The organism is Streptomyces luteoverticillatus (assembly GCF_003970715.1).
GTDB classification, from domain to species: Bacteria; Actinomycetota; Actinomycetes; order Streptomycetales; family Streptomycetaceae; genus Streptomyces; species Streptomyces abikoensis.
This window is the reverse complement of the sequence record NZ_CP034587.1, coordinates 7,348,612-7,367,863: the sequence shown is the minus strand read 5'-3', so window position 1 is coordinate 7,367,863 and position 19,252 is coordinate 7,348,612. Positions and strand designations below refer to the sequence as shown.

Annotated in this window: 16 protein-coding genes and 8 pseudogenes; 17 read left to right on the top strand and 7 right to left on the bottom strand. The window is 68.4% G+C overall.

Features of this window, described 5'->3' with window-relative positions:
* The 4 genes from EKH77_RS33510 to EKH77_RS32785 all read right to left on the bottom strand — a co-directional run.
* Window positions 1-234, bottom strand: a 234-nt coding sequence (locus EKH77_RS33510; protein WP_206279980.1) for a hypothetical protein, incomplete at its 3' end; no start/stop codon positions are given.
* A gap of 283 nt (window positions 235-517) precedes the next feature.
* Window positions 518-1,369 (bottom strand): hypothetical protein, encoded by an 852-nt coding sequence (locus EKH77_RS32795; protein WP_126917786.1) that lies wholly within the window; start codon window positions 1,367-1,369, stop codon window positions 518-520.
* A 14-nt stretch (window positions 1,370-1,383) separates the two neighbouring features.
* On the bottom strand, window positions 1,384-2,145 hold the full coding sequence (locus tag EKH77_RS32790; protein ID WP_126917785.1) for a hypothetical protein: 762 nt from the start codon (window positions 2,143-2,145) through the stop codon (window positions 1,384-1,386).
* A 232-nt stretch (window positions 2,146-2,377) separates the two neighbouring features.
* The gene (locus EKH77_RS32785) at window positions 2,378-2,899 is read right to left on the bottom strand and encodes a ribosome-inactivating family protein (protein WP_126917784.1); all 522 of its coding nucleotides are present in this window, start codon (window positions 2,897-2,899) and stop codon (window positions 2,378-2,380) included.
* A gap of 773 nt (window positions 2,900-3,672) precedes the next feature.
* On the opposite strand from EKH77_RS32785, the pseudogene EKH77_RS32780 reads away from it, so the two are divergent.
* A pseudogene (locus tag EKH77_RS32780) lies at window positions 3,673-4,188 on the top strand (hypothetical protein); the annotation flags it as partial.
* 32 nt (window positions 4,189-4,220) lie between these two features.
* Here the strand turns inward: EKH77_RS32780 and EKH77_RS32775 are convergent.
* Window positions 4,221-5,165, bottom strand: a complete 945-nt coding sequence (locus tag EKH77_RS32775) for a DUF5995 family protein (protein ID WP_126917783.1) — start codon at window positions 5,163-5,165, stop codon at window positions 4,221-4,223.
* A 1,076-nt stretch (window positions 5,166-6,241) separates the two neighbouring features.
* Between EKH77_RS32775 and EKH77_RS32760 the strand changes: the two are divergent.
* Window positions 6,242-7,662 (top strand): annotated as a pseudogene (locus EKH77_RS32760) (amino acid permease); the annotation flags it as partial.
* Between the two features lie 997 nt (window positions 7,663-8,659).
* Here the strand turns inward: EKH77_RS32760 and EKH77_RS32755 are convergent.
* Window positions 8,660-9,136: a nuclear transport factor 2 family protein gene (locus tag EKH77_RS32755; RefSeq protein ID WP_126917782.1), complete on the bottom strand. Its 477-nt coding sequence runs from the start codon at window positions 9,134-9,136 to the stop codon at window positions 8,660-8,662.
* Between the two features lie 454 nt (window positions 9,137-9,590).
* Between EKH77_RS32755 and EKH77_RS32750 the strand changes: the two genes are divergently transcribed.
* Window positions 9,591-10,334: a class I SAM-dependent methyltransferase gene (locus EKH77_RS32750; protein ID WP_126917781.1), complete on the top strand. Its 744-nt coding sequence runs from the start codon at window positions 9,591-9,593 to the stop codon at window positions 10,332-10,334.
* Window positions 10,335-10,492: 158 nt separating this feature from the next.
* Here the strand turns inward: EKH77_RS32750 and EKH77_RS32745 are convergent, their stop codons facing one another.
* Window positions 10,493-10,846 (bottom strand): His/Gly/Thr/Pro-type tRNA ligase C-terminal domain-containing protein, encoded by a 354-nt coding sequence (locus tag EKH77_RS32745; RefSeq protein WP_240667676.1) that lies wholly within the window; start codon window positions 10,844-10,846, stop codon window positions 10,493-10,495.
* Between the two features lie 130 nt (window positions 10,847-10,976).
* On the opposite strand from EKH77_RS32745, the gene EKH77_RS33505 reads away from it, so the two are divergent.
* The 14 genes and pseudogenes from EKH77_RS33505 to EKH77_RS32700 all read left to right on the top strand — a co-directional run bounded on the left by EKH77_RS33505 (window position 10,977) and on the right by EKH77_RS32700 (window position 18,762).
* Window positions 10,977-11,351: an SDR family NAD(P)-dependent oxidoreductase gene (locus EKH77_RS33505; protein ID WP_206279979.1), complete on the top strand. Its 375-nt coding sequence runs from the start codon at window positions 10,977-10,979 to the stop codon at window positions 11,349-11,351.
* Window positions 11,352-11,389: 38 nt separating this feature from the next.
* Window positions 11,390-11,509 (top strand): annotated as a pseudogene (locus tag EKH77_RS34955) (SDR family NAD(P)-dependent oxidoreductase); the annotation flags it as partial.
* 2 nt (window positions 11,510-11,511) lie between these two features.
* Window positions 11,512-11,763, top strand: coding sequence for an SDR family oxidoreductase (locus tag EKH77_RS33495; RefSeq protein ID WP_206279978.1), 252 nt, complete (start codon window positions 11,512-11,514; stop codon window positions 11,761-11,763).
* Window positions 11,763-12,002 (top strand): annotated as a pseudogene (locus EKH77_RS34950) (SDR family NAD(P)-dependent oxidoreductase); the annotation flags it as partial. The gene EKH77_RS33495 and the pseudogene EKH77_RS34950, both read left to right, overlap by 1 nt.
* Before the next feature lie 83 nt (window positions 12,003-12,085).
* Window positions 12,086-12,193 (top strand): annotated as a pseudogene (locus tag EKH77_RS34945) (SDR family NAD(P)-dependent oxidoreductase); the annotation flags it as partial.
* On the top strand, window positions 12,144-12,575 hold the full coding sequence (locus EKH77_RS34940; RefSeq protein WP_430981044.1) for an SDR family NAD(P)-dependent oxidoreductase: 432 nt from the start codon (window positions 12,144-12,146) through the stop codon (window positions 12,573-12,575). The pseudogene EKH77_RS34945 and the gene EKH77_RS34940, both read left to right, overlap by 50 nt.
* Window positions 12,576-12,893: 318 nt before the next feature.
* A pseudogene (locus tag EKH77_RS32730) lies at window positions 12,894-13,880 on the top strand (MFS transporter); the annotation flags it as partial.
* Between the two features lie 72 nt (window positions 13,881-13,952).
* Complete coding sequence (locus tag EKH77_RS32725) at window positions 13,953-14,432, top strand: hypothetical protein (RefSeq protein WP_126917779.1); 480 nt, start codon at window positions 13,953-13,955, stop codon at window positions 14,430-14,432.
* A 282-nt stretch (window positions 14,433-14,714) separates the two neighbouring features.
* Window positions 14,715-14,870 carry a DUF6131 family protein gene (locus EKH77_RS33295; protein WP_240667824.1) on the top strand — a complete coding sequence of 52 codons (156 nt, stop codon included), beginning with the start codon at window positions 14,715-14,717 and terminating at the stop codon, window positions 14,868-14,870.
* A gap of 199 nt (window positions 14,871-15,069) precedes the next feature.
* Window positions 15,070-15,234: a CsbD family protein gene (locus EKH77_RS32720; protein ID WP_126917778.1), complete on the top strand. Its 165-nt coding sequence runs from the start codon at window positions 15,070-15,072 to the stop codon at window positions 15,232-15,234.
* Between the two features lie 244 nt (window positions 15,235-15,478).
* Window positions 15,479-15,787: pseudogene (locus EKH77_RS32710) on the top strand (alpha/beta hydrolase); the annotation flags it as partial.
* 154 nt (window positions 15,788-15,941) lie between these two features.
* Window positions 15,942-16,697 (top strand): annotated as a pseudogene (locus tag EKH77_RS34670) (M20/M25/M40 family metallo-hydrolase); the annotation flags it as partial.
* Between the two features lie 104 nt (window positions 16,698-16,801).
* Entirely contained in the window at window positions 16,802-17,440 is a 639-nt protein-coding gene (locus tag EKH77_RS34225; protein WP_240667833.1) for a hypothetical protein, read from the top strand.
* A gap of 362 nt (window positions 17,441-17,802) precedes the next feature.
* Window positions 17,803-18,762: a D-2-hydroxyacid dehydrogenase family protein gene (locus tag EKH77_RS32700; RefSeq protein ID WP_126918443.1), complete on the top strand. Its 960-nt coding sequence runs from the start codon at window positions 17,803-17,805 to the stop codon at window positions 18,760-18,762.
* Window positions 18,763-19,252 lie beyond the last annotated feature (490 nt).

The following is a 19,252-nucleotide window of genomic DNA, read 5'->3' as shown; positions in this document are numbered from 1 at the left end:
GGGTGTGCTGGGCTGGAAGCCGGACCGTCCGTCCGGACTCGTCCACGGAATCACCCGGCACACCTCGATCCAGCCCCTTTCGACCAACGAGAGAAGGATAGGGGCCAGGTCTCCCGGAGGCGCGGATGCGAGAGGCTCGTCCAGGTCGCCGCGGACTCCGGGGAGGATGTCGATCTCGAACGCGTTCAGCATGAAGGCGCTCTCGACGACGGACAGCTCTTTTGGGATATTCACACTGGAATTCTCGCATTTATGGAGAGGTGCCCGGACTTACCCCAAGGACAGGCCGCACACTCCAGCGGGACGGCCTCATCCACCTCTCTGGCAGCGGTGCGGGAACTACTCGGCGACATCCGGACAGAGGCAGCCGCACGGGGCGAAGTAGCGGCGGCCGACCCACATTGAGGCGGCCCCGCTCGGTGTACGAGCGGGGCCGCCGTCAGAGGGATGCAGCCAGGGCCCCGGATGGCTCTTACGGATTGGCGAAATCCGTAAGAGCCATCCGAGTGCGCAGCGGTCAGCGTCGCTGTGCTGGGGGTGGCGTGATCGCCTGCCAGGTCTCGTAGTCGCGGTGGCGCCCGTTGCGCCCCGGGTCTACGTCGTTGGTGACCACGCGGTCCTTGGGACGGTAGGTGTTGCAGATGTGGTCCCAGCCGTCACAGTCCTCGTTCGGGTCCAGTTCCGCCTCGACAGCGAGGAAGGTTCCGTTGCCGACGTTGGTGATCCGGTTGTCCGGCTCGAGCTGCCACCTCTGGGTGGGTTTGTTCTGGCATGCGGCCAGAGCGACCTCGCCCCACGCGCCATAGGGCTCGCCGATGTTCTTGCCCTGGGACTCCACGCACCACTGGCCGTCTTTGGTGCTGAGCTGTCCGTTGCGGCGGTAGACGAAGAGACCGGTATCGGTTCCGGTGGGCTTGTCGATGTGGGTCAGCTTTTTGGCGTTCACATCGGCGGTGAGGTACCTGCCGGTGGTCTGCAGCAGGATGGGGGTGTCGAAGGGCAGGAACCCGGCATCCACCCAGCCCATGCCCTTGAGGGCCTTCTCGACTTCAGCGGCGTCGATGGGCTTCGGGGTGAAGTTCCAGATCGCGCATGCCTGCTCGTCGTACCAGGGTCCTTCATTGCCGCGGCTGTCCTTCTCGCAGGCCGCTACCTTGCGGGCACGGCCGTCGATGTGACCGTCGTAGCTCAGCTCGGCCCACCTCTCCCCGAACGGGGTCACGAATTTCGCCTGGGTGTCCTTGTTTTCCCAGAGTTTGTTGAGTTTCTCCGTGAGGCTGCGGGCTACCGCCTTGCGGATCTCGGCGACCGACCTTGCGGACAGGGCGTCGACCCTGGCGTCGGCGTCGGCGAACTGCTGGTCTCCCACCCAGGTCTGCTTACTCAGGTCCGCACCGTCCGGGATCCTCCGGAGGCGTCGGCGGTGTTAATGACGCGGGCCAGTCCCTTGGCCGTGGCGCGCTGGACCTCGATCGTTTGCATCATGGCCACTGCGGACTGCACGACAGTGCGGGCACCGCCGCCTGCCATCCAGCCCTTGTCGCCGGTGTCCGAGACGACACTCATGACGCCGTCATGCCACCGCTGCTGCATCGTGTCCAGCATCGCGGCCTTCTCCGCGTCCTTCTTCGCGAAGCCGATGAACTGGTCCACGATGAACTCGACCGCCGCCACAGCCCATCCGACCGGGCCGGCCGCCTCCAGGCCCAGGAACTCGACGCCCTCCAGCAGCACGAACGTCGCGTCGAAGCCGAGGTGGGTCCAGTCCTGATTGACCGCGTCAGAAGACAGCTGCATGAGGTTGCCCACTGCGGGCATCATCGCGGTGAGCGCCGCGGCCTTCTCCAGGTCGCTGCTGTCGGACGTGAAAGCATCGGCAACGCCCTTGACCCACATGGCTTTGCCCGCCGCGTCCCCCAGCTTCGTCAGGCTAATGCCCGAGTGACCACTGTCCGAACCGGAGGGGCCGGACACGGCCTCGCGGGTCTTGTCATACGGCAGGTAGAACCCGGAGGCATCGCCCAGGGCTACCGAGAAGTCCTTGCCGAGCGTGACGTCCTTGACGTTGTCGACAGTGCGGAGCTTCTTCTCCACCAGGTCCTCGGCGTCCGCCTTGAGTTCCTTGCGGACCTTCTCCCAGTCCACCGTCCCTAGGCACGATGCCCCGCTTGAGCCGTCGCAGAGCTCCTTCGCACGCTCCTCAACACGCTCCTTCAGCCGCTGGCCCGCAGCCACCGCCTCTTCACACGGATCGACGGAACGTTTGGACCGCTTTCCAGGGTTCTTTACGCACGAGACACGGCCGCCGGTGGTCTCCCCGCCGGAGGCCGCCAGCGCGCCCCGTCCTTCCCGAGGATCCTCTCAGCCAGCTCCTGGGTCATGTTCTGGCCGCCGATGCGGACGTCCCCACCCTCACCGGCCGCGAGTTTGGTGAGACCGTCCCAGCTCTTGATGGTGTCGACAAGCTTCGACGAGGCAACCCATCCCCCGTTTCCCAGTTCTTCTTGACAGTACTGGCGAACCCGTCGAACCGGGCCATTTCCGGGCCGAGCAGGATGAGATCCCCGAGCTGCTCCTTCGGGAACCCCTTCGGCTCCTTCAGCTTCTTCTCCGCATTGCCGAGCGTGACGAGCGCCGTCTGGAACGACGTCTGCCCCAGCGTGCGTCCTGCCTCGACACCCAGGGCGTCATAGCCGGCGCCGAAGCCGAGATTCTTGAGCGGCGACTTGGCCGACTTGACGGCGGGCGGCACCTGCGCGTCCTTGAAGTAGTAGAACGTGTCGCCGGCTGTCCAGCCCTCGAAGTAGAGGTCCGCGCGCCTGAACCACAGGGAGACCTTGGCGTCCCCTCGAGCTGGAAGTCGACGGAGAAGTGGCTCTCCTTGGAGGACTTGTTGTATTCGGTGCGCAACATGTCAAGGAATTGCCCGTATTCCTCGACGGTGGCCCACGCCGGGAACGCCTTCATGCTGTTCGCGTCAGCGGGAGCCGCGGTACCGGTGCGAGCGGCGGCTCCAGTGAGGACGGCACGCGCATGCGCCTGTACAGCCTCATTGGGGCCGGGCTGAGGTGCGGGCAATGGTGCGGCCAGCGCCGCAGGGGCGGCGGCCCCCACCACGACAGCCGTGGCGAGCAGGCCGGCAATGGCCACTCGGGTCGGCCTCTTGAAGACCGGTCTCATCTCTTCTTCTCGCATTCGCCGGGCCAGACCGCCGACGCCGCCCGTCTCCCGCACCAGGCGAGAGAGAAGGCGGCGTCAGCGGCATGACCGAACCGTTCACTGGGGACGCGAGACCATCAGACGTGCACAAGCATCATCGAGGAGGCCAGGGCAACACCCACGGTGGGGGATGCCGACATGCAGCCTCGGTGCCAGTAAACGTCAACCGACTTCAGCAGGATTGTCGAAGCGTCAACAATGGCCCGGTCAAGTCTCGCTAAAGGAAAGGTTAGCAAATGATAATCGGGATAAGCCTCGCTGTGGCTTTCCCCTAGCCGTCGTTGGGGTCGTGTGTCGAGTTGGCTGGCTGTCGCGGAGTTACTTGGTGTACCTGATCCGCAGCTTCGGCGGGTTGACCTGGCCGATGCCAGCCGTCCGCCCGTAGTAGGTGCCCGCCGCATTGTTCGGGCCCAAAGCGAAGCCCGGCGTCGTGAACGCTTCGAAAAGGCGAGTGGCGAGGTGCTGACCGCGCCGCCGCAGCCGCTGGTCGTCGGGTCCGACGGCTTCGTGCCCGAGCCCTGTGTGCTGCACCCGGAGCAGGTGGCCACCTGCCCGTTCGCCGGCCTTCTGTCTGGGGAACTTTACGCCCGGATCGACGCCTGGGAGGAAGCCCTCGAACTCGAAGAGGAGGCCGAGCAGGCGGTGGACGGATGCGCGACAGAGCCGCCCGGCTACCAGTACGACCTGTCCATCCCGCCCGGCTGGCGCGTGGGCGGCTTCGCCTCCTGGCACGCGACCGATCCGTACCCGATGGACTGCTTGACCTGCGCGGCACCGATGCGCCTGCTGCTGACCACCGACAGTTCGGAATGGGACGGCGGCAGCGGAAGCTGGAATCCGCTGGAGGACCGGAACCGGCCCACTCACCATTGCGCCATGCCGACGGGGATCACTGTGGGCCGCTGGGGCGAGCTCAACATATTCGCCTGCCCCGACGAGCCCGAGCATCCGTACCGCTGGAGCATCCAGTCGCTTGTCCTGCCGCTGGAGAAGCGTGTCGTTCAGTCTCCCCGCGGGAGGCGGCCCGATGCCAGCGACGCGGGCAACTGCGGTGGCGTCCAGGCCCGCGACGGGGACACCGGCGTCCCGGTCCGGCCGCCACGGCAGTAGCCGTCCCGTACGAGGCGGTAGCCCGGTACCTGTACGGCGGCCAGCAGGGTTCCCCAGGCGGCGGCGTTGTCCTCAATGGCCGCGGAGACCCTGCGGAACTCCTCGGGGGTGGCGGCCGCGGTCAGGCGCTCGGCGTAGTGCCAGGCGTTGCGCCGCCACAGTACGAGGAGTTCGTGCGCGGTGAGGTTCGCGACCGGGTTCCACCGGGCGTCCGCCGCGGCGAGGAGCGGGTCGTAGTGGCGGGTGAGGTCCTGGACGGCGGGCTCGTACGCGCGGTCGAGAACAGCCTGGGCACGGTCGAAGTCGGCTTTGCGCGAGATCCCGTTCGGGGCGACGAGGCCGAGCTCGGCCAGTACGTAGGACATGTCACGCTGGATGTGCGCGTTGGCTCCCAGCAGGGCGTCCTGTGCGGCATTGGTCTGCCCCGTGCGTGCCACGGTGAAGGCGATGCTCCAAGCACGCGGCACCGGCTGTCCGTTCCGGTCGGACCGGTAGGCGTCCAGGTAGCGGCTGACGAACGCGGCGTTGAGGTCGCGGGCCGCCCACGTCGGCTCCGTGAAGAACGTGGGGCGGTCCCGCAGGACGTGCTGCAACGATTCCTGAACGCGCACGTACAGCGCGGCGAAGGGCGCGCGGTGGTCGCAGCCCAGTTCGTCGCGGACGGTGGCCAAGGTGTGTTCGAGCCTCCGCACGCAGCCCGGCACGGACCCCGCGCAGGACACCGCCCCGGGCTGTACCTGGCCGCCCAGGGCGGCGGCTTGGGCTGTTGGCGGGCTGACAACGTACAGAAGGGTCATCGTGGCCGCTGCCGCGATCGTCCTTACGAGGGTGGGCACGCGGCGGCCTCCAGAAGGCCAGAGGGGACGGTGGACTCGCAGCCCTCGTCGACGGCGGCCCACTGGTCCAGCATAGCCACGGGAGCACCGGGCGGGGGCCTGGATGCCGAGGAACTGGGGGAAGGCTCGTTCGATCCACTCGTCCCGGACGGTCGTCCTCACTCCCTGCGCTTCGGCGAGCAGGGCAAGGACTTGGCGAAGGTCCGCCACCGCTCGTCAGGGAACTCCGGGTCGTGGTCGATGTCGGCTCAGTCCAGGGACACGACGGGTTGCGTGAGGTAGTCCAGGTCTTCCCACTCGCCGTCGATCCCGCCAGTCGTGCACCCCGCGCAGGCGGGGCGCGGGATATCTTGGGGCACGAGCAGAGAGGCCCCCACGACGCCCTCCCCCGCTTCCTGCCCGTGTTCGTCTTCGCCGTCCGGCTCACCTGTAGCCATCGGTCCCCAGCTCGGCGTGCGAGGGTGACGCCGAGCAAGCCCCATCTCAGCGGACCCGTGCAGGTGAGGCCCAGTGCCTTGGCCGCCCGGCCGTGGGCAGACTCCGTCAGGGCCTGTACCTCCTTTCAGAGCGAGTTCACCGGTCACCCTCCTGAGTTCCTGGGCTGTGAGCGGCGCAGCCAGAGCCTCGGCCGCATCCTCCCAATGCTCGCGGCTGCTCGCGGAAGATCAGGACGACATCGAGGCCAGAGCCTGAGGCAGCGGCCAGCAGGGCCGCGGCTGCCGCCGACAGGCCGGGACGGATTCGCCGCGGTCGCGCAGTCGGTTCCGCTGAGGCTGTGCATCAGTACGTCGACGCGGCGATGGTGTTCGAAGCCCTGGGGCCTCATGCGGTCTTGCAGCCATGGATCCACGTCGCCGACGATTCCTACCGTCCGGAGTCGGCCGCCGTCGCTTTCCTGCGTGCGCGGGCCAGTGCTTGGCTGCGGCGGGAACGTCGAACTGATCAGTTGTCATGGGCGCGACCGCCTTTGAGGACGGTGCGCCAGTCCCCAAAGTTGGAGGTCTTTCGTGTCCATCCGCAGCCGACGACTCCGCCTTGTCGAACGGCAGCCGCAGGACCCACGCGACGACGAATTACTGCGCACGCTCGGGTACAAGCCGGTCCTCACCCGGCGTATGGGATCGTTCGGTAATTTTGCCATCAGCTTCTCGGTCATCTCCGTCCTGTCCGGCTGCATGACCCTGTACGGCTTTGGCCTCAACACGGGTGGGCCAGCGGTGATGATGTGGGGCTGGATCGCCGTCGGCATCATGGTCATGTTCGTTGGCGCGGGCCTCGCAGAGGTCACCAGCGCGTACCCGACCTCGGGCGCCTTGTACTACATGGCGGATCAGCTCGGCTCGAAGAGATGGGGCTGGTACACCGGCTGGCTCAATCTGCTCGGCCTTCTCGGGCCATCGCCGGCATCGACTACGGAGCCGCCCTGTTCACCGGCGCCTTCGCCAACCTTCAATGGGGCTTCGAGCCGACACCCGGCAAGACCATGGTCATCTACCTGTGCATCCTTCTCCTGCACGGTCTGCTCAACCTCTTCGGCGTCCGCCTGGTCAGCATCCTCAACTCCATCAGCGTCTGGTGGCACATCACCGGCGTCGCCGTCATCGTCGGCGTGCTGTGGGCCGTGCCCTCACACCACCAGTCCGCATCGTTCGTCTTCGGGAAGTTCGTCAACGACACCGGCTGGAACTCGCACTGGTACGTGATCCTGATCGGCCTGTTGCTCGCCCAGTACACCTTCTCCGGCTACGACGCCTCCGCCCACCTGTCGGAGGAGACCACCGGCGCGCAGATCAACGCCGCCCGCGGCATTGTCCGTGCCATCACCTGGTCCTGGCTCGCCGGCGGCGTACTCCTCGCCGGCCTCACCTTCGCCATCCAGGACTACAGCGGCACCCAGAACACCGACACAGGCGTGCCGCCCGCGCAAATCTTCCTCGACGCCCTCGGCACCAGTGGCGCGAAGATCCTCCTACTCATCGTGATCGTGGCCCAGCTGTTCTGCGGCAACGCCGAGGTCGCCGCGTGCTCCCGAATGGTCTTCGCCTTCTCCCGGGACGGCGCCCTGCCGGGGTCACGATGGTGGCGACGGGTCTCCGACCGCACCCGCACACCCGTCCACGCCGTGTGGCTGTCCGTCGTCGTCGCCGGCGTCCTCGCGGCCCCGTCCCTGTACAGCACCACCGCCTACGGCGCGGTCACCGCCATCAACGTCATCGGCATCACCCCCGCCTACGCCATCCCGATCTTCCTGCGCCTTCGCAACCGCCGCACCTTCCGCCCCGGCCCCTGGACCCTGGGCAGCTGGGGCCCCTTCGTCGGCGGGATCGCCGTGCTCTGGGTGACCTTCATGACCGTGCTCTTTCTGCTCCCTCAGAGCTACCCGGTGACGACCGAGACCTTCAACTACGCCCCCGTCGCCCTGGCCGCGGTCCTGCTGCTGGCCACCATCTGGTGGCGTGTAGCCGGCCGACGCTCCTACGAGACCCCGCCTACAGCAACGCCCGCGAGACCGCCGGACTCGAGGAAGAGATCGTCTGATGACCACCCCGCACCAACCGGCGTCACCTCCAGCAGCGAGCGGACGACTCCAGGCCATACCACCGGTCGGCTCAGCCTTGACAAACATCGAGAGCGCGTCCGGTCCAGGCAGGTGGACACGATGCCGGTCGCGCTGCCTGACCTCCAGGGCCGACTGAAGGCCAAGCGGCACGGCGCCCGTCACTTCCCCGACCGCATCGCCACCGAGGACCCGACATGTGCGCCCACGTACTCGCCACCGACGTCGACATGGCCCCGGCAGGCGGCTTCACCCTGACCTCTTGGGAAAGCGGCTACCAAGACCTCCGTGCCGTCCCCGGTCTTTCCGCCATCCGCTCCCTGCCGTGGATGCCGCGCACGGTGCTGGCACGTCGATGCGCAGTGCAGCAAGAGGCAGCCCCTCGATATAACGCCACGACAGATGCTGCGCCACCAGCTCGTGCGGCTGGCCGGCCGCGGGCTGACCGTAAAGACCTGGCTTGAGGCCGAGTTCATCGTCTACCAGGCATCTACACCCAGACTGCCGAGGGCGGCTACCGGCGGCCTGCGCCCGGTAGCCGGTTGCTGGTCATGGTCACCCCGGCCGACGTCACCGACACTGGGCCGCCGTCGATGGACCTTGCGCTACGCACGGACGGTTGGCCGGCCACTCTCCACGGGGTTGCGGCTGATCGTCGCAGCGCTGGCCGTGATGCTGCTGGCCGACAGCCTGCGCGAAGTGCTCAACGTCATGCGCTGGCTGGGCAGTACAGTTCCCATGCCCGTGATCGCGAGCGTCAAGCTACTGCTGGACATTGCCATCCCGCTGTCGTCATGGGCACCATCTATCCGGCATCGGTGTCTCGCCGGGCGAGCATCCGGCTGTGGTGGCACCACTCACCCGCGAGCACCACTGAGTCCACCCCGGCCCGATCAGAGGCGGGTTCACTCTTGTTGTCTGATCATCACGACTCCGCTCAGGGCCGGCTGGGACTGGCAAGGTGTTCCGTCGGCCCGCCGAAGGGCAGGATGAGGGTCCGCTTCGCCAGGAGCCAGACGCCGTCGATCTTACGGAACGTATCCTCGTAGTGGCCGACGTTCGCGGGTAACCGAGGCGGAACCAGCGCCCCGTCGGTATACCCGTCGACCCTGTAGGTCGCGAAGTATGTGGTCGCCGCCGCAGTGTCCGGCGAGTCGACGGTAACCAGGATGTTCGTGCACATCCGGCGGGACAAGCGATCCGTCGGTCGCGAACCGAAGTAGGCGCGCAGGGCTTCCCGGCCTTCAATCCGGCGCCCGTCATACGGCCATTCCCAGGCTCCGTCGGGGGTGAAGAGCTCGCACACGGTGCCCGGCTCACCAAGGTCGAGCCGGCGAACGAATTCCAGAATCAAACGCTCGCAGGCACGTTCCGCGACAAAATGCTCCATGACGTCAAGGCCGTGAGTAGTCATTCCCACTGCCTACCATCCATGCCCGCTCGCCGACGACTTGTTTTCAACCCAGCCCCGACAAGGGAGGCCGCACGCCGACCTCCCTCAAGGCGAGCCACATCCTGGCGAGAACGTTAACTTCTCCGGCACGATCAACGTCGAGGTCGACAACGAACTCGCCAAGCCCGACCTGGCTGGCTACCGGCAGCAGCGACCCTGTCGGGCGGACCGGACCTGACGGTGGGGCGCGCCCGCCAGCCAGTGTCCAACGGTTCAGGAGGGTGGGGCCATCGTCGGGCGCCGGGGCGGGTTGGACGACGGGAGGTCACGCGGCCGGTTATTTCGTGCCATCTGCCAATACGGCGGCTGGACAGAGGCGGAGGAGACTTTCTGCCGCGACTGCATCCCCGGTCGGCCTGTGAATCCGGAAGGCCGACGTGACCCGTACAGGACGAAACGCAGAAAGGGGCGGCACGTGAGCGCGCAGCAGTACGACGGGATCGGTGAGGCGTTCGAGGGGTTCAAGTCCCTGCCGCTGACACGTTACGGGGAGGTACCGAGCCTTCTCGGCATGGTTGGGGCCGTGAGCGGAAGGTCGGTTCTCGACCTGGCGTGCGGTACCGGTTTCTACAGCCGGGAGCTCAAGCGGCGTGGTGCCACGGACGTCCTGGGTGTCGACATCTCCGAAGCGATGATCGCCGCCGCGCGGGAGATCGAGCGGCGTGATCCGCTGGGTGTGCGCTACGAAGTCGGTGACGTGGCCGAGCTGCGGCCTGTCGGCCAGCGCTTCGACATCGCGGTGGCAGTGCAATGTCTCAACTATGCCGAGGGCATCGCGGCGATGAAACGGATGTGCCGCAACATCCATCGGAACCTGGTAAAGGGTGGAGAGTTCTTCATGCTCGCCCAGAAACCCGACTACCGGTTCGACTGCCCGTCCCTGGACAAGTACGGATTCCGCTGCGAACCGACCGGCGAGGAAACCGAGACAGGCCCGCGGGCGCGGGTCACGGCTCTCCTCGACCCTCAGCCGATCAGCATCGTCACCACAGCTCCGCGGCGAGAGGTCTACGAGGAGTGCCTGCGGGCAACCGCGTTCGGTGAAGTGGAGTGGATTCCACTGCAGATCTCCGAAGCCGGCATCCGACAGTTCGGCGAGGACTTCTGGGCGGACCTCCTCGCACACCCGCCACTGGAAATGCTGCGCTGCCGCACCTGACCGACCAGCGGGCAGGCCGGGCTCGAGCAGTTCCCGTACGGTGCCGACCCGCAGAAGGCCTCGGGACGGCACGAACCCCGCCGGAACGGACCGGGCGACTGGCGATCCTGCGGACCGATGGCCTCTGGAGGCGCATGCCCCCCGCGCCCGGTGTTCCGTCAGACCGTCGCCGTGCCGGTTTCGGGGCGCAGGTGGCCCGCGCCGTCCAGGCTCTTGGTCCTTACGAGGTCGGTGACATGCGCGACGAACGCGTCCAGGGGCATCGGGGTCTCCTTGCCCGAGCGGTCGCATACGGTCACGGAGCGTTCCTCGGCCTCGCGGCGGCCCACGACGACGATCAGCGGGATCTTGCGAGTGACGGCCGTGCGTACCTTGGCGTTGAGGCGGCCGTCGCCGGTGTCGATGTCGGCGCGGATGTCCGCGTCGAGGAGCGCGTCACGCACCTCGCGGGCGTAGTCGGTGAGTTCGTCCACGATGAGGATGACGCGGACCTGCTCCGGGGCGAGCCACACCGGGAAGGCGCCGGCGAAGTGTTCGGTGAGGTGAGGTGAGGTAGGCGCACCGGGTCCTGCCCCTGGCCGGTCCGGGCACCGGCGTCGAACCCACCGAGGAACTGCTGCGGCGCACGAGGTGCCTGGCGACATGGCGGCCGGACACCGGCTGGAGGACGACATGACGGTGACAGCACCACGCGACGTGGCCCTGGTCACGGGCGCCGGCGGCGGAATCTGCGCCGAGGTGGCCCGGGGCCTGGCCGCCGAGGGCATGCGGCTGATCCTGGTGGACCACGACGCGGAGGCGGTGCGGCGCGTCGCCGGGGAGCTCGGCGACCGACTGGCCTGCGACTCCCTGGTGGCCGACGTGACCGACGTACGGGCCCTGGAGGCGGCGTTCGCCGCGCTGCCGGCCGGCCTGCGGCCCGGTGTCCTGGTCAACGGCGTCGGCGGTGACACCCGGACACGCCCCCTGACCGAGCTGACGGAGGCCGGCCTCGAGCACGGGTCACCCACAACCTGACGAGCGTCTTCACTCTGACGCGGCTGTGCGTGCCCACGATGGTCGCCGCGGGCTGGGGGCGGGTCGTCAACCTCGCGTCGGTGGCGGGCCGTACGTACACCCGCTTCAGCAACGCCGCGTACATCGCGGCCAAGGCGGGCGTCATCGGGTTCACCAAGCAGTGCGCCTTCGAACTGACCCCGCACGGCATCACGGTCAACGCCGTCGCGCACGGGTCATCGGCACCGAGCGCATTCGCCGGGCCGGGGAGGACCGGCCCGAGAGCTGGACCGCCGAGCGGGTCAGCCACATCCCGGCCGGCCGCTTCTGGACCGTCGCCGAGGCGGCGGGGATGGTGCGGCACCTGTGCGGCGAGCACGCGGGCTACACCACCGGCACGGTCGTCGACGTCAACGGCGGACTGCACATCTGATGGACACGAAACATCTGATGGACACGAACGGAGTGGGGCACCCCATGAGCCTGGAACTCGGCCAGCGGGTCGTGATGGTCACCGGAGCGGGCAGCGGGATCGGCCGGGCGGCGGCCCGGCTGTTCGTGGGACTCGGCGCCCGGGTCGTCCTCGTCGGCCGCGGGGCGGAGACCCTGCGGGAGACCGCCGAAGATCTGCCCGCCTCCGAGGTCCTGGTGGCGCCCTGTGACGTGGCGAACGAGGAGCGGGTACACGTGCGTGGCCGAGGCCCCCGACTGGTTCGGGCGGCTGGACGGGGCGTTCAGACGCGGGCACGTTCGGCGTGTTCAACCCGCTGCACCAGGACACGGCCGGGAACTTCGACAGCGTGGTGGGCACCAATCTGCGCGGGGTGTGGGCGTGCACGCGGGCCCAGATCCGGGCCATGCTGGCCACCGGCGGCGGGGCCGTCGTCAACTGCGCCTCGGTGGCGGGGCACCTCGGCTATACCCCAGAGCCCGCTGTACTCGGCGACCAAACACGCCGTGATCGGGCTGAGCAAATCCGCGGCGCTGCAGTATGCAGGCGACGGCATCCGCGTCAACGTGGTCAGCCCCGGCTCCACCGACACGCCACTGCTGCGCGATCTCTACCGCGACCCGGACGCACTGGACCAGCGTGCGCGCCGGGCGTCGCTGGGCCGGCTGGGCTCCTGCGAGGAGGTGGCCAACGCGGCCGCCTGGCTGCTGAGCCCGCTGTCCGGCTATGCCACCGGCCAGACCATCGTCGTCGACGGCGGCGTGACCGCCGGTTCGGCCGTGACCCGGAGGTGAGCGGTACGCGGACGGGGCTGCGGCGTGCTGCCGCTTCGTGCCGTGTGTCGGCGCGCCGGACGGTGGCCCCGGGGTAATAAAGCATCAGGCCGACGCGCCTGCGCGGTCTCGTCGTCACTCGTCGTCCACGCGCCGTCGGTGGTCACGGCAGTGTCCGTGCACGCCCAGAAGCCGCTCTCAGCCCGCTCGGCCTCGAGCATCTGCAGGATGGTCACGCCATGCTTCCTTCAGGTCACCTCCCTCACGGGAGTAGCCTGTCGTTCAGGTTGAACGCCCGGCGGCGTTCTCTCGGAAGAGGGCCCGGCGCAGCCACTCGCGAAGGGCGGGCCGCTCTCCGACGCCATCGGCCGGCGCAAGGTCCTGGTCCCCGCCGTGATCGTCGCCGCACTGGGCTCCGCCGCCTTCGCCATGGCCACCAGCGTCGCCTGGCTCTTCGGCGCCCGCCTGCTCCAGGGCCTCGCCGTCGGCGCGGCCTCCGGCGCGCTGACCGCCGCCCTCAACGAGGCCGAACCCACCGGCAACCGCCGCCGCGCCGCGCTGGTCTCCACCGTCGCCTCCGTCGGCGGCCTGGGCACCGGCCCCCTCCTCGCGGGCATCCTCGCTCAGTACGCGCCCGCGCCCTACAAGCTCCCGTTCATCGTCGAGATCATCCTGCTGGTGCCGGCGTTCATCGCCGTGCTGCTCCTGCCGGTCGCCCGCCCCGCCACCAAGTGGCGGCCCCGGCGCCCGTCGATCCCCCCGTCCGTGCGCGGCGTCTTCGGCACCAGCGGCACGGCCGGCTTCCTTGCCTTCACCGTCGTCGGGCTCTTCCTCGCCCTGGTGCCCACCTATGTCACCAAGCTCTCCGGCAGCACCAGCCTCGCGCTCGCCGGCGGTGCCGTCACCCTCATGCTCGCCTGCTCCTGCCTCGCCCAGCTCCTCTCCTACGGCAAGCAGGCACGCATCCTCCAGATCACGGGCCTCGCGCTCCTTGCCACCGGCCTCGTCCTGCTCGCTGTCGCCGGGGGTATCTCCTCCCTGCCGCTGCTGCTCGTGGCCACGGTCATCGGCGGCGTCGGCCAGGGCATGGCCTTCCTCGGCAGCATCACCGAGGTCAACCGCACCGCTCCCCCGGACCGCCACGCCGACGTCATCTCCAGCTTCTACGTCGTGGTCTACCTCGGCGTCGGCGTACCCGTCATCGGCGTCGGCCTTCTCGCCCGCGCCATTCCCCTCCTTCAGGCCGTTCAGTGGTTCTCCGCCGTCGTCGCCGTCCTCTGCCTCATCGACCTGGTCGCTCTCTCCCGCCGCAAGCAGACCGCCTGACGACACGCATGCGGCCCCAGGCCGGTACCGATACCGGCTCACATGACTTGGAACTCCTGGAAGAGACCGCTGATGAATCTCACCGACCTCACCGATGCCTACCAAAGACTCGTCAAAGCGGCTGAAGGCATCACCGACGCCTTGCCGATCACGGACGCCGAGCACGCTGATGTGGCGTGGTTGCTGGCGCACATCGCTCTCAGCGATCGTGTCCTGACGACCGCGGCACGCGAGCTGCTCGGCGGCGCCACCAGCGTCGTCGTGGACAATCAGCCCGCCATGGATGCCCAGGCCATCGACGACCTGATCGCCGGCACGACCCACCCTCAGCGCATCGAGGTACTGCACCGCAATGCCGTGGAATTGATGGACCTGCTGGAGCTGATACCCGAGGGATCCTGGAGCGCCGATACTCAGCTGCGCATCCACGACCGCGACGGCCAGCATGTCTCCGACTCCCAGCTGACGTGGTCCGGCCTCATCGACATCCGCGCCAAGCAGAACATCCCCGGCCACGCCGTCCGGCTGGCCGAACTCGGCAATCGCGGGTGATCCCACCCGGCAGTGGGGCAACGCTCTCCGGCTTCGCCCCACTCCACCGCCCAGCACAAAGAGTCCGGGTGGGTTCCCGGCCCCTCTCGCGAGGACTGGAAACCCACCCGGACTGTGTGTATCGCAAACGTGGCGGAGAGGGCAGGACGAGGTCGCTGGGTGCCCGGTCGTGGTGAAGGCGTGGGGTCCGTTCCCGCACGTGCCAGCCCGCGCAGGGCCATGTTCTGAAGGAACAAGGGTAGGAGGGTGGTTGAGAGACTTTCCCTACAAGTGGAGGGCATCGTGATCGTCCTCGGGATCCTCTTCCTCGTCATCGGATTCCTGACCGGCATCTCCATCCTGTGGACCATCGGTGCAGCCCTGCTCGTCATCGGCGCCGCCCTATGGGTCCTCGGTGCGGCCGGACACGCGATCGGCGGCCACCGGCACTACTGGTAGAAGCGGGGGTGGCGCGCGAACACAACGATCGGTGGCCCGTCCGCCATCCGATATCCGGGGGCGACGAACACCCCCAGCCCGGCACGCCGCCGCAACGGACGCGGCGTCCATTGCGGTTCGAGGTCCCCAGGGGGGACGCACGCCCGGCGTGACGGAAGGAAAACCACACCACTATCGCAGCAGGAAGGAAGGCAGAGCCATGAGCAAGGCACAGGGCAAGGCCAAACAGCTCAAGGGAAAGGCGAAGGAGACCACCGGCAAGGCCACCGGCAACCGACGCCTGCAAGCCGAGGGCAAGGCCGAAGAGCTCCATGGCAAGACACAGGAGGCCGCCGAGAAGATCAAGAAGTCGACCGACACCTGAACTCGGCTCTCCCCCGGCGAGAGGGATAGGCGCCACCGCAAGGCCCTGAGCCCCCACAAGGAACACCCGGTCGGCTGCGCGCCAGCCAGTGGCGCGCAGCCCGCAGGACACACTGTCATCCCCGGTGGTCAGGGGGAGGGATTCGGCTCCGGCGAGGTGCCGCAACTGGCGCTGTTGACACGGCGTTCGGTCCACCAGGCAGCGAAGTCGAGGTCGTTGGAGGAAAGTTCGCCGACGAGCCGGGCACTGTGTCGAAGGCTTCGAGTACTGCTGCACTCCTCGTGGCCGGCACGAACGCTCCGCGAAGTTCCTCGACTGGCGAAGCGTTGACAAGCCGGCGTCCTTCGACGCCTTCCACGCCGTCCCGCTCATCGCCCCTCGGCTCCTGCTCCAGATCGTCGGCAGTCGCGCCGTCACCTCCTGGATGGCCGTCGAGATCCACCAGCGCGCCACCGGCCCCAAGGAACTCCACCGGATCGAGGGGGCCAGCCACGTCGACCTATACGACAAGGAGCAGTACACCGACCCAGCCATCGACAAGCTCACCGACTGATATACCGCCTGCCTCACCACCGTCCGATGAGCGCTCCCCGACTTTCCCTTGCAGGGCCCGGAACTGGCACCCTCGGGCTCGGGCCCGACAGCCCTTCTCGCCGGGCCGAAACCGGACCTTGCGGGGGTGTTGAGGCGGGCGTGACGATGGCGGCATGACGCAGCCGGGCGAGAACGCGGGCAGCAGACACAGCGGTCACGAGGGGAACAGCGGACACGGCAGAGGAGGCACGGCGCGGCGTACGGTGCTCGGCGCGGCCACGGTCGGTGCGACGACCCTGGGGCTGTCGTCGGCAGCGGCGATGTCACCAGCGGCGGGACCAGCACAGTCCGGGCCGGCGCGGCCCCCAGGCCCCGCCCGCCACCGGCCCACCGAACAACCCTCTTCGCGCGAACTCCGCGCACTGCTGCGGGAGATCGACCCGCACCGTATCGAGGCGACCGTCCGCAAACTGGTCTCCTTCGGCACCCGGCATACCCTGTCCGCCCAGGACGATCCCGTACGCGGCGTCGGCGCGGCCCGCGACTGGCTCCTCGCCGAGCTGCGCCGCCGCGCGCAGGCATCCGCTGGCCGGATGACCGTGGAGCTCCAGTCGTACGTACAGCAGCCCGCTCCCCGTGTCCCGGTGGCGACCAGGATCACCAATGTCGTCGCCACGCTGCGTGGGTCGGTCACGCCCGACCGGATCTACGTGGTCTCCGGGCACTACGACTCGCGGAACAGCGACCCCATGAACGCCACCGGCGACGCGCCCGGCGCCGACGACGACGCCTCCGGCGTGGCCGTCGTCCTGGAACTCGCCCGGGTCTTCGCGACCCGGAGGCCGGCCGCGACCCTGGTGTTCGCGGCGGTGGCGGGTGAGGAGCAGGGGCTGTACGGGGCCGGGCACATGGCGCGGACGTACCGGGGCCGGCAGGCCGACGTACAAGGCATGTTCACCAACGACATCGTGGGAGCCCGACCGCCGAGGACGGTTCGCGCGACCCGTATACGATCCGGCTGTTCGCCGAGGGGGTGCCGACCGCGGAGACGCCGGAGCAGGCCGAGGTGCGGCGCTCGGTGGGCGGCGAGAACGACTCGTCCTCGCGCCAGCTGGCCCGGTTCGTCCGGGACACCGCCGAGAACGACGCGACGGGAATGCGGGTGCGGGTGATCTTTCGCCGCGACCGCTATCTGCGCAGCGGCGACCACATCCCGTTCCTGCAGCAGGGCTTTCCGGCGGCGCGGTTCACCGAGCCCGCCGAGAACTACGCGCACCAGCACCAGGACGTGCGGATGGTGGACGGCAAGCAGTACGGGGACCTGCCCGAGTTCTGCGACTTCGGCTTCATCGCCCGAGTGGCCCGGGTGAACGCGGCCGCCCTGTGGTCGCTCGCCCAGGCCCCCGGTACCCCGCGCGGCGCGAAGATCCGCACCGCCGCCCTCGGCAACTCCACCGAGCTGGCGTGGGAACGAGGCCCCGAGCCGGACCTCGCCGGGTACGAGGTGGTGTGGCGGGAGACCACCGAACCGGAGTGGACCCACGTCATCCGAGCCGGGAACGTGACCCGGTACGCCGTCGACCTGTCCAAGGACAACGTGTTCTTCGGCATCCGCGCGTTCAACCACTCCGGCCTGCGCAGCCCGGTCGCTTTCTGCACGCCCCAGCCGTAAGGCCCCCGGGGCCGGCCCCGGGGCCGGAGCCTTTCCCGGTGCTCCACAGGGCACAGGACCAGCGGTGTCCGGTATACCCCTAATGCAGTGCGTACGAGGTCCGAGACGCGCTCCGCAAGGTTGGGTCCCGGACTGATCGGAACGGATGTCTCATCTTGGGGGCCGACCGGCATACGGAGGAAACGCGCCGTTGAGCCAAGAGCCCGCAGGTCGCCGCGTTGTGAGGCCCTCGGAGGAGATAGGCATGAGAGCCGCCCCACGTGGGGCGGCTCTCATGCCTATCTCCTCCGAGGGCCTGGATACCACCCCCGCCGATCTATCCTCCTTCCGACCCACCCTCAGACCCTATGGAGAGGACTGATATGCGCCTGCGCTGCGCCGTGCTCGACGACTTCCAGGACGTCGCCACCACCCTGGCCGACTGGAGCCCCGTTCAGGACCGGGTCGAGGTCGTAAGCCTCACCGGACACGTCGCCTCCGAGGGCGAGCTCGTCTCGGCGGTTGCCGACTTCGACATCATCGTGACCCTGCGCGAACGGGTCCCGTTCCCGGCCTCCTTGCTCGACAGGCTGCCTCGACTCAAGCTGCTCATCGCCTCCGGCATGCGTAACTCGGTCATCGACTACGCGGCCGCAGAGCGCAATGGCGTCACGGTGTGCGGCACCAAGAGCACCTCCACCCCGCCGGTGGAGCTGACCTGGGCCCTGCTGCTGGGCCTGGCCCGCTCCGTGGTTACCGAGAACAACATGCTGCGTGGTGGCGGCCCCTGGCAGTCCACCGTCGGCGCCGACCTGCACGGTCGCCGGCTCGGACTGCTCGGCCTCGGAAAGATCGGCAGCCGGGTCGCCCAGGTCGGCCTCGCCTTCGGCATGGAGGTGACGGCCTGGAGCCAGCACCTCACCAAGGACCATGCCGACGAGGTGGGCGTCCAACTTGCCGCTTCTAAAGAAGAGTTGCTCCAAACCAGCGACTTCGTCTCGCTGCACCTCGTGCTCGGCGACCGCACCCGGGGCATCCTCGGCGCCCCGGAACTGGCGCTGCTCAAGCCCACCGCCTACCTGATCAACACCTCCCGTGCGGGCCTCGTCGACCAGGACGCCCTGCTCGCCGCGCTGCACGAGGGCCGGATCGCTGGCGCCGGAGTCGACGTCTTCGACGTGGAACCGCTCCCCGCGGACCACCCGATGCGCACCGCACCCCGCCTGCTGGCCACCCCGCACCTCGGCTACGTATCGCAGAGCAACTACCGCACGTACTACGGCCACGCCGTCGAGGACATCGAGGCCTATCTGGCCGACACTCCGATCCGCCGCCTCGGCTGACGCCGCCTGTTACGCGGCTCGGTACCACTCCGGGCCCTGTAGGGGGCCTACCGGAATACGGCAGAAACAGGCAGCCGCAGTACATGCGGGCATCCGATCTTGTCCATGAGTCGCGTTCCCGCAGGTCATCGCGACCGCTGTCGCGGTGAATGCGCGGTTTACTGCGCCAACCCGGCGAGCTGTCACAACGCTGCGACCTGCGGACGCTTGGCTCAACGGCACATTTCCTCCGTATGCCGGTTGGCCCCCACCTTCTCCTGACCCGGAGAGGTCTCACCGAAGGCCGACACCGTCTCCGTGGTGAGCTTCGTGGCGGTCTGGTGGGCGCCGGGGTGACTCCGACACCCCTTCGGTCCGTTGAGACCTTGGTCAAGACAGGCAGCCCCCGGCGCCCTCCGGACCGTCACGAAACCCACCAGCATGCGTCGAACGGCTTGTGAGATGGCGGACCGACGAGTCCTGGCATTAGGTCGCCGCGTGGCCCGCATGC

What these genes read in the sequence shown, in the direction of transcription:
- EKH77_RS32755 (WP_126917782.1), bottom strand. Translation starts at nt 9,136, where the DNA reads ATGACTACTCACGGCCTTGACGTCATGGAGCATTTTGTCGCGGAACGT.
- EKH77_RS32725 (WP_126917779.1), top strand. Translation starts at nt 13,953, where the DNA reads ATGAATCTCACCGACCTCACCGATGCCTACCAAAGACTCGTCAAAGCG.
- EKH77_RS33505 (WP_206279979.1), top strand. Translation starts at nt 10,977, where the DNA reads ATGGCGGCCGGACACCGGCTGGAGGACGACATGACGGTGACAGCACCA.
- EKH77_RS32700 (WP_126918443.1), top strand. Translation starts at nt 17,803, where the DNA reads ATGCGCCTGCGCTGCGCCGTGCTCGACGACTTCCAGGACGTCGCCACC.
- EKH77_RS32720 (WP_126917778.1), top strand. Translation starts at nt 15,070, where the DNA reads ATGAGCAAGGCACAGGGCAAGGCCAAACAGCTCAAGGGAAAGGCGAAG.